This window comes from Niabella hirudinis, assembly GCF_051201075.1.
In the GTDB taxonomy this organism is placed as follows: Bacteria; Bacteroidota; Bacteroidia; order Chitinophagales; family Chitinophagaceae; genus Niabella; species Niabella hirudinis.
The window spans coordinates 458,003-470,887 of the sequence record NZ_JBPEHJ010000003.1 but is presented as its reverse complement, the minus strand read 5'-3'; the positions used below and the strand labels follow the sequence as shown (position 1 = coordinate 470,887).

The window sequence follows — 12,885 nt, the reverse complement described above, 5'->3', positions numbered from 1 at the left end:
GCAAATGTATAAAGGATAAACGGTAGTATCGTCATACTTTTGTCAGTGCCGCTTAAAAACCGCATGATTTTTATCATGATTTTTGATTGCTGCGGATAGTATGATTGTCTTGCCGGAACCTGTATCTTTGCCGGTTGTTATACTTTTGTACTACGGGTACAAAACCGGGTCCCTGCAACCATTATCGTAAACGGGGCACTAATTTTTTATACAACAAGGAAATGCGCAAAACGGGAATAATATTAATGAATCTGGGTTCCCCGGATTCAACGGAAGTAAAAGACGTAAGACGGTACCTGGATGAATTTCTGATGGACGAGCGGGTAATCGATAAGCCCTGGCTTTTGCGGTTTCTGCTTATAAAGGGCATTATTGTGCCTTTTCGCGCGCCCAAATCGGCAGAGGCCTATAAAACGATCTGGTGGAAGGAAGGCTCTCCCCTGATTGTATTGTCGAAACAGCTGCAGGACGCACTGCAGCAGCAAACGGAGTTGCCGGTAGAGTTGTCCATGCGCTATGGCAACCCTAATCCGGAGGCGGCCTATGAGGCATTGCTGAAACGTATGCCGGATGTGGAGGAAGTGATCCTGGTGCCCTTATACCCCCATTATGCCATGAGCAGTTTTGAAACAGCTGTTGAGCATATGAAAGCAGCCCACAAAAAGAAAAATTATTCGTTCGGCATAAAGGTGGTACCCCCTTTTTATAAACACCCTTCCTATATAAATGCGCTGGCAGAAAGCATGCGTCCTTACCTGCAGGAGCACTTTGACCAGCTGCTGTTCAGCTACCATGGTATCCCGGAACGGCACGTGCTCAAAAGCGACCCTACCAAAAAGCATTGTATGCAGGTAGAAAACTGTTGTTTCAAATCGAGCCCTTCCCATCCCACCTGCTACCGGCACCAGGTTACCATTACCAGCGAGCTGGTGGCCAAAAAGCTGGGACTTAAAAAAGACCAATGGCAGCAAAGCTATCAAAGCCGCCTGGGGCGCGATCCCTGGCTGCTGCCCAATACGCAGGTGCGCCTGCCACAGCTGCCGGATGAAAACATTAAAAAGCTGGTGGTTGTGTGTCCGTCCTTTGTGAGCGACTGCCTGGAAACCCTGGAAGAAATTGAAATCCGGGGCAAGGAAGAGTTCTTACAAGCCGGCGGTGAAACTTACACCTATATCCCTTGTATGAACACCAACGGAATTTGGGTAGATACCTTGCTGCAGCTGATTGAGGAAACCCGGCAGGCATAGGACGTTTGAAGTTTAAAGTTCCAGGTCTCCCGAAGCTTCGCATTGGCGTCAAGTTAAGGGGATGTAAGCATGCCGGCAAATCTGCGCTATTAAAGGCTTTGAGGGGCATAGCCCCGGATAGATTTTGGAGAACATCGTGCTTTAGCGCGATGTTAGCAGCGAAAAGGCAGATGTGAGTGCCATAGGCACGGCAGATGTTTCGAGCTGACGGCTCTCAACTCTTCGTCTGGATGGCGAGACGGGTTAAAACCCGCTCTTACAATATTCATCTGCCGCTAAGCGGCAGGTACAGTTTGTATGCTAACTTGACGCGCATGCGAAGCTTCGGGACGTTTTTATACCCGATGTGCTGCTCACCATTAATTTGAATATTTGTAAATGTGGAAATTTGAAAATGGGGTTTTCGTTTGTTAACGCAATCATCGTACCTTAGAAACTGTTTAAATTTTCACAATTAAAATTCCGTATAACAGACATTAAGGCCCTCAAAAACCATTAAGTTAAGATTCATTAAGTGCTGCGACTACTAAACTAGTCTTAATGGTTTTTAATCATTCTATTTTTAAGCAGCTTCTGAGAAGGTTCATCAGCCATCAGTCATCAGACAATCCATTCTCACATCTCCACATTTACAAATTCTCAAATTTCCCAATCCCCTGCTTTACAACCCGTTCAGGTCCGGCAGCACCGTCCAGTAACTCAAAACGATACGCCTGCGCTCATCGGTGGGTTTATAATCTTCGATCCGGGGCGATGGGTACTCTTCGCCTTTACCATAGGCCACATAGCCAATCTTTAAGGTATTGAAGTTCTTAAACCTTGAGGTATTTTCGCTCAAAACGATTTTCATATTACGCACCATCTCCTTTGCCCGCAGATCGGACAGCAGCTGGTTCATCTGTCGTCGCGATGGATCGGTATTGTTAAGTATCCTGACCAGTTCTTTATAAAGCGGTTTCGCTGGAACAACAGGTGTGGAATCAGAATATCCTACAAATACAATCCGCGCCTCACGCGCTATACCGGCGTACTTATTGGAGATACGTGCAATCGAATCAATAATGGGTCTGAAATGCGAGCGGATGATACTCATAGCTGACGGGGGAATCTGGTAAACCCCGGGATCAAAAAAAGCCGCATAATGAAACAACTGGTATTTTGTTGTGTTCACCGATTCCGTTAGCATGCGATAGATCAGCTCCCGCCGTTTTTGAGCGGTATTGAAAGAATCCAGCAGTACCAGCTTCTTTAAAATATCAGAAGATGTTATTCCCTCTCTGAATGCGGATTTGCTCCTGGAAGCCATTTCTACAATCAGGGCCAGCTGCTGGGCACTGTTTAAATGACCACCGAGCTTTTTCAGGATCTTTTGTACATCCCTGTTTAACACACTGTCAATAGCGCGATCGGCAGCTTTAACATCCAGTATCATTTTTATCGAGTCCAGTTTAACGGACTCATCGTGCACCATTCTTTTAGTCTTTTCACTGGTGGCCCTGGCAGCAGTCATCCGTTTTTGCATGCCGCAGGAAGTCAGGATCAGGAGGGCTAATATAAACGAATAAAAATGCATAGTCAATTATTGAGGAACTGGTTTAATCGTAAATCCATTATCCTTGCCCGAAGCGCTGGTTTTAATTTTCTGCTCCAGCATACGATCAAAAATTTTCTTTCGATAGTCGGCAATTTCTTCTTCAGCCGTTGTATCGGTGCTGGCTTTTTTTTGAGAAATTTCTTTGAGCTGCAAATTGATCAGTGTAGTGTTGGTGCCCATTTTTAACTCACTAAAGGAAAGCAGCATCTCATCCAGCGAAGGAGGCCGGTGCCCATCGGGCCCCGTCCCGGAAAACTCCTGGCGCCGCCAGTTAAACAGCAAAATGGCGATCAGGATAAAGGAAACCATCCATAAGGCAACCAACATCAGGAGTATGGCTTTATGGGGAGGGGTTTGTTTTAATGTATCTTTAATCAGTTGTTTGGAGATCATACTGCTCTTGTCTTTTATGAAAGAAAAACCGCCTTTCCAAATTGATCGATATCCCCGATAATTTCTTCGCATATCTTACTAATTTCCCCATCATCACCAGCTGCTGCAATGGTACGCTTCTTTAACAATTGCAGTACCGGATGGTTGGGTCCCAATGCCGAAAAAGTAGATTTTACCCGGTGCAGAATGCGGCCCATCTCTGATACATCGCCTGCTTTTGCCGCTATCCTGAGCGCTTCTTTATCATACACCCATTGTTTCCGGATCTCGCCAAGCAGCTCATTCATTATAGCCTCATCCCCGCCTACCAGTTCCCTGAAAAAATCCAGATCATTTTCAACAGATGTACCGGCTATGGCGGGTTGGGATGCGTTTTCCGCACGGGCGGGCATCCATTTTATGATTTTGCCGATAATATCGGGCTCTTCAATTGGCTTGGAAATATAGTCATTAAACCCCGCGGCAAAACAGCGTTTCACCTCGTTTTCCATCACGTAAGCTGTCATGGCAATCGCCGGGGTGTTAATATGCAATTCTTCCCGTATAATGGAAATGGCTTTGTAGCCGTTCATGTGGGGCATCTGGATGTCCATCAGCACCAGGTCGTAATGTTTTGCCTGTATTCTTTCAAGTGCCTCAAGGCCATTTTCGGCTAATTCTATCTGGAGGTTGTATTTTTTGAGCAGGTGCTTTAACAGCACGCGGTTGGCGGCATTATCTTCCACCACCAGCGCTGTATACCCTGCAAAATCGGCGCTGGGCTTGCTGGTGTTTCTGCTGGCAGCTACGGGGGCCTCCATTGCTTTTTCGAAAATGGCGGTAAAAGTGAACTTTGAGCCCAGGCCTACTTCACTGTTTACAGAAACCGAGCCGCCCATGCTTTCAACAAGGCTTTTTACGATACTTAACCCCAGGCCGGTACCTCCGTGCTGGCGGGTGGCCATTTGCTCCAGCTGTTCAAACCGCTCAAAAATAAGATCTGCTTTTTCCTTGGGAATACCTTCTCCGGTGTCCTTTACGCTAAAAATGAGCCGGTGTACCTCTTCGCCCTCCTCCGGCAATACGCCCACATGAATATGTACGCCGCCGTAGGATGTAAATTTGATGGCATTATTGATCAGGTTTACCAGCACCTGTTTAAGCCGCTCGGGATCCCCTTTTATCAATTGCGGGGTTTGGGGGTCAATATCCCAATGATAGGACAACTTTTTCTCGTTGACAATGGCGGAAAACATCCGTTTCAGATCTTCAAACAGCTGCGGAAGGTTGAAGGGGATGCGTTTGATCCGGAGTTTACCCGCTTCAATCGATGAAAAGTCCAGGATATCATTTACAATATGCAGCAGGTTGTACCCATTGGAAATAATAGTATTCGTATATTCTTTCTGATCACGATCCAACGGTGTATCTGACAGCAGGTTTCCAAAACCGATCAGCGAGTTGAGCGGTGTACGTAACTCATGGCTCATATTTGCCAAAAACTCGTCCTTGGCGTTCCTGCTTTTAACGGCGGCCTCCCGCGCTACCCGCAACTCTTTGATAAGTACCAGCTGCTGCCATTGCCGGATTACAATAATGGTAGTAAAAATTAACACTGCAACTATGGCCGCGATGGATAATACGCGGTTATACCCGGATAACTGGCTGGCATGTGCAGAGTTGGTCACCAGTGTTTTTTGAAGCTGGTTCTCCAGGAATTTTTCTACCAGCACCCCGTAATGATATACATTTTCGGCAGGCTTGGTCTTCGTAAGCACCTTGGTTAAACTGTCGAGCAATGGTACATTCACCTGTTGCCGGGCATCTAAAATGGCATAGGATATATTCAGTTGTATATTCACTGCATCCATCAGCCTTTTCAAATTCGGAACATTCCCCTTGCGGGCAACCGCATCATTAAGCACATTGGCGTTATACCCAAATAATGTAAGGGAATCACTTAACACATCTAGCGGAACAACCCTATCCATGTTACTCATCTGGCTCAGCCTGGATTGAAGGGTAAAGGACAGATTGACCAGGTGCTGCATTTCGTTGTTGGTCTTAAACGTTTCCACAGCCTCTACGTTTCCTTTTTGCAGGGCCTGCGTGGCTTTATCTGTAAGTGTTTGCGTAAATATAATACTAACAACAAGCAGGAAAGCAAAGAAAATAAGCAAAAAATAGTTATAGTTTCTTTTTTGCATGAATGCGTATAATATATTTTAAAATAACGGGAAACCTTCCGGGTCCGGTTTACAAATTCCAAAAACCAAAATTATATATTTCTTACCCCAATACAAAAAGAAAGGAATTTTCATTTTTCTTTACCTTAGAGCCTGTTTAAAATTTATTTATTGGCTTTTTATGGCATATTTATACTTAAAAGCGGTCCATATTATTTTTGTAGTTACCTGGTTTGCCGGTTTATTTTACATGCCGCGCCTGTTTATATACAATGTGGAGGCCCATACGCAGCCACAGGCGGAACGGGACCTGCTGCATCGTCAATTTGTAAAAATGATGCGGCCTCTTTGGTATGGTATTACCTGGCCTTCGGCCATTATTACGCTGATCATGGGTGTTTCTGTACTGTTAAAAGGAGGCTGGATCCAGGGCCTCTTTAAACCCGAAGGCTTCTGGCTGCTGCTAAAACTGATACTGGTTTTATTTTTATATGCCTATCACTATTCCCTTCACCGTATTTTTAAACAGCAGGTGGCAGGTATTTACCGGTATTCCTCCGACCAGCTGCGGATGTGGAACGAGGTTGCCACCATCTTCCTGGTAGCAATTGTGATGCTGGTGGTTGTAAAAAAAGAAATCAGCGTAATCTGGGGTTTGGTTGGCATGGTTCTGCTGATCTTTATCCTGATGCTGGCCATCCGCATTTATAAACGGGTGCGCAGCAAAGGTCAATAGCCCTCAACCAATTTTAAATTATTTATTTTAAAAACATGTAGTTCACAAACGTTTGTGAAAAGTTTTATGTCTTAACTTTAGAATGTAATTTTCAATTTAAGAACAAAACAAAACTATTATGAAACGTCTGAAACTGCTGCCGGGTGCATGCCTCTGCCTCCTGTTATTATTTACTGCCTGCCAAAAACAAACAGCCCTGAAAGAAGAAGCGCAGGCTACAAAACGCAGCGCTGCAAAATCCTCCGATAGCCGGACCTTCCTGAACCAGATAAACCCGGGACAACGAAATCTGAAGCTAATCCCCACCCAACCCTTTCCGGATCAGCACTCCGGGTACCGCAACCTGGTACTGAATAAACTGAATGACGTAGCAACATGTGATGACAATACGCCCATTAATGCCTGGCTGGACAGCGAGCTGGCCGACTGGACATCTACCACGATTGGCTACGTGCTGGACTGGGGAATGCTTAACTACCCGATGTATAACGCATTCATTTTTGAAAATGACCCCACCGGGCAGGTTTTTGGCGTAAATGGCGAATATACCCAACGGCTGACCAAAACCTTTAAGGACCTGAAGCGTTTCTGGGATATTGAATCGGCCAATATGGTTATGGTGCCCATGCATGGCAGTATGCTGCTTGATCGTGAAAAAGTGTTGAGAACCGTACAGGCGATTTATTATATTTCGGAAGAAGATGCCAACTATGTGGCCGATGTGGTGGTATTCCTGGCCAATGAAATTCCGCAATACCGCAAGGGCAACCATCCTATTTTTTCATTCAATGCTTTTGCGGTTAAAGCAGATGGCATCCCCGATAAAATTGTGATGGGCGATGGCATGCTGGATGGCTACAATGCAATTGGCTATGGCGATGTGGCCCCACAGGCCATCCTGGCCCATGAATTTGGCCACCAGGTGCAATACTATTTAAACCTGCCGGACGAACAGGGACCGGTAGCTTCCCGCAAAAAGGAATTGATGGCAGATGCTTTTAGCGCCTATTTTCTTACCCACGCGCGCGGCGCGTCTATGAACTGGAAAAGAGTACAGCAGTTTTTGCAGGTATTCTTCAATATTGGGGATTGTGCTACCACCTCAGACGATCACCATGGGACGCCCACCCAGCGGATGGCCGCTGCCAGCTGGGCCTACCAGCTTGCGGCATCGGCTCAAAAAAAGGGACTTGTTTTAAGCCCGGCTGCATTTGTGGCGATGTTTGAAGCAGCGTTGCCGCAGATTCTCAGTAACTGATACAGGGATATATAAAAAGAAGCCGGCCCCCAAACGACTAAGGGTGCCGGCTTTTTATTAAAGAAAATTTGTGATTTTGACCCGGTCCTCTTTTTATCCCTTGCCCGGTATGGCATCTGAACACCCCTTACCCCTGGCGGTAGATATAACAGCCCGCCTCGTTGGGATGATCCAGCACCCGGTTGCTTCTCTTCTCCCCGCGCAATAAATATATAATCATAAAATCACCGGCAGCAGCCATTACAAAAAAAATACCTGTTACCAATACATAAAAGTTGCCCGTAATAATCCCTGCGATGGAAGGCAGTATACCCAAAATAACTGCGGGCATCAAGGCTCCTAATACATAATGGCGGACCTCCAGCGGCTCATTGCAATGACAGTAGGGGGTTACATACTTCCACAACACGCCGTATTTTATAGACCGGCGCCCGTTCCGGGCAAACAGGGCCCAGGTGAGGCCATGGATCAACTCATGAACAACAATTCCGGCAACCAAAACCAGCAAAGGAATCAATGCCAACAGCAATTTGTGCTGCGTTGCAAGATAGTGATACGTGCTTTTTATATGTGCTGCCCGGAGACCTTTTTTTAATAAAAAGCGGGCGTTCCCAAAATTGAAACGTCCGCTTTTATGTAGTGATTTTGATTCTTTTTTACTGTCGTTGCCCCTTCTGGCTGTTGTACTTGTGTGCATCAGAAGGAATCACCGGATGACCGGAAGGCGTTGTGCTTTCCTTAAAATAAGGATCATACTGGTTGCGCATGTTCTTGTATGAATGTCCGTCTGCCAGGAAGGCAATAATGAACCAGATAAACAGCATCAGCGGTACAACGATGGTCATAATAAAATTCCGTATTTCATCGCCCAGATGCATAAACACAGAAACAATATAGTAGGCTTTAGCCAATGTTAAAATACAAACCACTCCTTTTATAAAAAGCAGTAACGCATGGCTGGGCTCTCCTTTGTGCAGAGCATAAATGGTGAACCCAAGGGCCAGCTCCAATACGGTTAACACACTTAAAATAACGGTAGTGCGGATAACGCGTTTTTTAAACGTGCTGTCATCTGTATGGTGCGCAAAACTTACTTCGGGGTAGGCAGCAGAAGGTGAAATATCTTTTGTTGGATCGTAATGATTGCTCATAACTTATATTAATTATTCTTTTTGAAAAAGGAAGGAAGATCGTGTTCTCTTTTAAATAAGATAAAAACACAGGAATACAAATACCCAAACGAGGTCTACAAAGTGCCAGTATAAACCGATCTTTTCAATCATCAGGTAGCGCCCGCGGCGCTCAAACACACCCATTTTTGTCTGGATCAGCATAATGATCAGCAGGATTACCCCAATGGATACGTGAAAGCCGTGGAAACCGGTAATACCATAGAAGAACCCTCCAAATGCAGCGGGACCGGGTTTACGCACTACCATTTCGCTGTTAGAGAGCAATTGGATCAATTGGTCCTTGGGCGTTTTTAACAGTTCTGCATGGTCTGCATGTGAAAGATGCTGTTCATGCACCAATGTGGCCAGGGTTTCCGGTGAAGTTTTAGCCAAGGCCGGTGCTACATCCTGCGGCAATACGATTTCGCCCCAGGGATTAAATCCGTTGCGCTGTGCCATCACCTCGATATGATCACCCACCAAAACGGGATTTTTTGCGGTCAGCAGGTGCGTCCACTCCCAGGCCTGGCAACTCAGGAAGATAAGCCCCCCGATAATCGTAAAGATCAGGTACTTTTCTACCCCTTTTTTATCACGATTATGACCTGCGTGTACGGCAAGCACCATCGTTACAGAACTGATGATGAGCACAAAGGTCATCACACTTACAAATGCAAGCGGCAAATTAGCGTGCCCTGCAAAGGGAAATGTATTAAATACAATGCTTGGCTCCGGCCAGTAGTTGAGCCCGAAGCGTACAGTGCCTAATGAAATGAGGAAGGCCCCAAAGGTAAAGGAGTCGCTCAGCAGGAAATACCACATCATTATTTTCCCGTACTCAAGATTAAACGGGCTCTTGCCGCCGCTCCACCACTTGGTATTATGTGTTACTGTTTGTTCCATATTCGATTTGTAAAGTTATTTTTATCCCAGAATTATGAAAAATATCATTAAATACAGCCAAAGCAAGTCTACAAAATGCCAGTACATCCCCATTACTTCCACGGGAACAGGATTAAAGGATTTTGTTTTCCCTGCTATCGATTTGAAAAACATTATCAGCAGTGCTATAACACCGCCAATTACGTGTACGGCATGCATGCCGGCTATAGCGTAAAAGAACTGGCCGGCACCGGAAGCGCCCCTAAACTGCACGTTATTGTCCCACAATTGTTTAAAGCCAATCAGCTGACAAATCACAAAGACCACACCCAGCGCAAAAGTAATCCCCATTAATAAACGATACTGCTGCATGGCCCGGCTTTTAAAGGCCTTGATAGCCATCAGCATGGTAAGGCTGCTTACAAGAATCAACACTGTGGAAGCCCAGAATATATGAGGCAATACAAAAGTTCTCCAGCCGGATTGGTTGCTTTTTACAATGAATGCGCTGGTGAACCCGACAAACATCATCAGGATGCTTGAGATGGCCACCCATAAGGCAAACTTATGAGGGTGCAATCTTGTATGTTGTTGTTCACTCACAATGGTTGTGTTCATATAAAACGCTTATCAAAAATCCAATCAAAAAATATCAGGCTTTCGCCAATAACAACGCCAGCAGCACTACCGGCAAATGAATATAACTTCCAAACATCACTTTTCTTGCGGAAGCCACATCCATTTTACTATAAAGAGTGGCCGATCTTCCAATTAAAAAGAGGTTTGCTGCAATAATCAGCGCTCCGCCTATTATCCCTTTAACCGTTCCAAAACTGCAGATGCCTGTAAAAAAGGGCGCCATCGTTATGGGCAGCATCAGCAGTGAGTACACCACCGTTTGCAGGGCCGTAAACTTTGTGGGTCCCTTGTCGCTGGGCAGCAGCTTAAACCCTACACTGCTATAGTCCTTGTGGGCCACCCAGGCAATCGCCCAGAAATGAGGAAACTGCCAAAGAAACTGGATCCCAAACAGTACCATACCCCCCAGCCAATGGATTTGCTGCCCCGGAACAAAGCCCGCCACCCATCCGATCAAACAGGGAAAGGCACCGGGAAAAGCGCCCACCAATACCGCAATGGAATTGACTCTTTTTAAGGGTGTGTATACAAAAGCATACAGGAACAGGCTAAAACCGGCCAGCACACCGGCTGTCCAGTTAAAATAATGCCCCAGGATAAAGATGCCTGCTGCGCCGCTAAAGATCGCAAAGCCCCAGCCCTGCTCCGGCGTTAACCGCCCGGAGGCAATGGGACGTTTTGCGGTCCGTTTCATCTGCGCATCCGTATCCTTTTCCACAACCTGGTTGATGGTGTTGGCACTACCTGTAACCAGCAAACCACCTGCAAAGAGCAAAACGATCCTCCACCAATCATACATCACATCAGGTACCAGCAGGTAACTGATTACGCTGCTGAAAACCACCATTATGCTTAATGAGGGCTTCATTAACTGGAGAAAATCCCTTACTCCGCCCCCTTCTGATCTTTTCAATTCTTTTTATTTAGTCAACAGGCAATGAGTCAATGGTCAATGGCTTCACTATTGACTATTGACCATTCACCCTCTAATGTGTACTTTCATGTTCTCCAACCGGCTCGGTTTGGGGAATAAAGTCTCTTCCATCCTTGCTATAGTCATACGCCCAGCGATGCACTTCCGGAATTTCACCTTCCCAGTTCCCGTGGCCGGGATGAATGGGCGTTGTCCATTCGAGGGTTGTGGCGCCCCATGGGTTCATGGTGCGTACCCTTCTTCCTTTATACATCGAATAAAAATAGTTAAATACAAACATCAGCTGTACGGAAAAAGCGATGATGGTTGCAACCGTGATCATGGCATCCAGGCTGTGGAACTGGCTAAAGCTCACCCAGCTGCTTTTGTCGAGATAACGCCTTGGCATACCGGCCATACCCTGATAGTGCATGGGCCAGAAGATCAGGTAGGCGCATACCAGCGTTACCCAAAAGTGGATGTACCCGAGGGTGTTGTTCATGTACCGGCCAAATAGTTTGGGAAACCAGTGATAGATACCCGCGAACATTCCAAAGAACGCCGATACCCCCATTACAATATGGAAGTGGGCAATTACGAACATCGTATCGTGCAGGTGCACATCAATAGTAGAGTTTCCGAGCCAGATCCCGGTTAAACCGCCGGAAATAAAAATGCTCACAAACCCAATGGCGAAAAGCATGGCCGGGGTAAACCGGAGGCTGCCTCGCCAGATGGTGGTGATCCAGTTAAATACTTTGATGGCAGACGGAATGGCGATGAGCAACGTGAGCAATACGAATACCGACCCGAGGAAGGGGTTCATACCGGTCACAAACATGTGGTGCGCCCATACCAGGAAGGCCAGTACGCAAATGGCCATCAGGGACGCGATCATTGCCATATAACCGAAGATCGGCTTACGCGAATTGATGGCGAGGATCTCCGAAGCCAGCCCCATCGTGGGCAGGATAATAATATATACCTCAGGGTGCCCCAGGAACCAGAACAAGTGCTGGTACAGGATGGCGCTACCGCCTTCGTTGGGCAATGCCTGTCCGGCCACAAAAATATCGCTCAGGTAGAAGCTGGTGCCCAGGTGACGGTCAAACATCAGCAATACCAGGCCGGAGAGTAATACGGGGAAGGACAATACGCCAAGGATGGCTGTGAACAGGATGGCCCAGATGGTGAGCGGCATCCTTGTCATAGACATGCCCTTTGTACGCATGTTCAGAATCGTGGAAATATAGTTCAAACCACCCAATAACTGCGAGGCTACAAACAGGGTCATGGCAATAATCCAGAGATCCATACCACTTTTAGAACCCTGGGAAGCCAGCCCCAGTGCGCTCAGCGGAGGATAAACCGTCCATCCGCCGGCAGCAGGCCCCGTTTGGGTAAATAAAGAAGACAACATTACAATACTGGCCGCAAAGAACAACCAGAAGGAAAGCATGTTCATAAACGGAGAGGCCATATCCCTTGCTCCCACCTGCAATGGAATAAGCAGGTTGGCAAAGGTACCGCTCAACCCCGCGGTAAGTACAAAGAAGATCAGCACGGTTCCGTGCATCGTGGTAAGCGCGTAATAAAATTCAGGCTTAATCTTGCCCCCTTCGGCCCAGTGGCCAAAAAAGGTTTCGAGGATCGGGAACGACTGATCAGGAAAGCCCAATTGTAAACGAAACAGCACCGAAAATAACCCGCCGATGATGGCCCAGATAATACCTGTTACCAGAAATTGTTTGGCAATCATCTTGTGATCCATACTGAAGATGTACTTCGATACGAATGTTTCTTTGTGATGATGAACATGCGGCTCTCCCGAATGACCATGACTCGCCACCTCATGCTGAATATGTAAAGTATCGCTCATAATAATA

Annotated in this window: 12 protein-coding genes; 3 read left to right on the top strand and 9 right to left on the bottom strand. The window is 46.4% G+C overall.

The annotated features are described in order from the left end of the window. The first annotated feature begins 221 nt into the window (after positions 1-221). Positions 222-1,247: a ferrochelatase gene (hemH, locus tag GGU45_RS08375; RefSeq protein ID WP_435223741.1), complete on the top strand. Its 1,026-nt coding sequence runs from the start codon at positions 222-224 to the stop codon at positions 1,245-1,247. A gap of 661 nt (positions 1,248-1,908) precedes the next feature. Here hemH and GGU45_RS08370 read toward each other — a convergent pair. The 3 genes from GGU45_RS08370 to GGU45_RS08360 are packed head-to-tail and all read right to left on the bottom strand — an operon-like array spanning position 1,909 to position 5,420. Next, positions 1,909-2,820 carry a hypothetical protein gene (locus GGU45_RS08370; protein ID WP_435223739.1) on the bottom strand — a complete coding sequence of 304 codons (912 nt, stop codon included), beginning with the start codon at positions 2,818-2,820 and terminating at the stop codon, positions 1,909-1,911. A 6-nt stretch (positions 2,821-2,826) separates the two neighbouring features. Continuing rightward, complete coding sequence (locus GGU45_RS08365; protein ID WP_435223737.1) at positions 2,827-3,234, bottom strand: hypothetical protein; 408 nt, start codon at positions 3,232-3,234, stop codon at positions 2,827-2,829. A gap of 14 nt (positions 3,235-3,248) precedes the next feature. After that, a complete protein-coding gene (locus GGU45_RS08360; RefSeq protein ID WP_435223735.1) occupies positions 3,249-5,420 on the bottom strand; it encodes an ATP-binding protein in 2,172 nt (723 codons plus the stop codon). 160 nt (positions 5,421-5,580) lie between these two features. Between GGU45_RS08360 and GGU45_RS08355 the strand changes: the two genes are divergently transcribed. Together GGU45_RS08355 and GGU45_RS08350 are read left to right on the top strand one after the other, a co-directional pair. Further along, positions 5,581-6,135 carry a CopD family protein gene (locus tag GGU45_RS08355; RefSeq protein WP_435223734.1) on the top strand — a complete coding sequence of 185 codons (555 nt, stop codon included), beginning with the start codon at positions 5,581-5,583 and terminating at the stop codon, positions 6,133-6,135. A 118-nt stretch (positions 6,136-6,253) separates the two neighbouring features. Then, the gene (locus tag GGU45_RS08350) at positions 6,254-7,393 is read left to right on the top strand and encodes a M48 family metalloprotease (RefSeq protein ID WP_435223733.1); all 1,140 of its coding nucleotides are present in this window, start codon (positions 6,254-6,256) and stop codon (positions 7,391-7,393) included. Between the two features lie 127 nt (positions 7,394-7,520). On the opposite strand, the gene GGU45_RS08345 is transcribed toward GGU45_RS08350, so the two are convergent. The 6 genes from GGU45_RS08345 to GGU45_RS08320 all read right to left on the bottom strand — a co-directional run bounded on the left by GGU45_RS08345 (position 7,521) and on the right by GGU45_RS08320 (position 12,878). Continuing rightward, on the bottom strand, positions 7,521-8,090 hold the full coding sequence (locus GGU45_RS08345) for a DUF3267 domain-containing protein (protein ID WP_435223731.1): 570 nt from the start codon (positions 8,088-8,090) through the stop codon (positions 7,521-7,523). Then, positions 8,050-8,544: a cytochrome C oxidase subunit IV family protein gene (locus GGU45_RS08340; protein ID WP_435223729.1), complete on the bottom strand. Its 495-nt coding sequence runs from the start codon at positions 8,542-8,544 to the stop codon at positions 8,050-8,052. The genes GGU45_RS08345 and GGU45_RS08340 overlap by 41 nt, the downstream gene beginning before the upstream one ends. A 51-nt stretch (positions 8,545-8,595) precedes the next feature. Next, on the bottom strand, positions 8,596-9,468 hold the full coding sequence (locus GGU45_RS08335; protein WP_435223727.1) for a cytochrome c oxidase subunit 3: 873 nt from the start codon (positions 9,466-9,468) through the stop codon (positions 8,596-8,598). A 21-nt stretch (positions 9,469-9,489) separates the two neighbouring features. Continuing rightward, the gene (locus tag GGU45_RS08330) at positions 9,490-10,065 is read right to left on the bottom strand and encodes a cytochrome c oxidase subunit 3 (RefSeq protein ID WP_435223725.1); all 576 of its coding nucleotides are present in this window, start codon (positions 10,063-10,065) and stop codon (positions 9,490-9,492) included. Between the two features lie 34 nt (positions 10,066-10,099). Beyond that, positions 10,100-10,999: a heme o synthase gene (gene cyoE / locus GGU45_RS08325; protein WP_435223723.1), complete on the bottom strand. Its 900-nt coding sequence runs from the start codon at positions 10,997-10,999 to the stop codon at positions 10,100-10,102. A gap of 73 nt (positions 11,000-11,072) precedes the next feature. After that, complete coding sequence (locus GGU45_RS08320) at positions 11,073-12,878, bottom strand: cytochrome c oxidase subunit I (RefSeq protein ID WP_435223721.1); 1,806 nt, start codon at positions 12,876-12,878, stop codon at positions 11,073-11,075. Between the last annotated feature and the right edge of the window lie 7 nt (positions 12,879-12,885).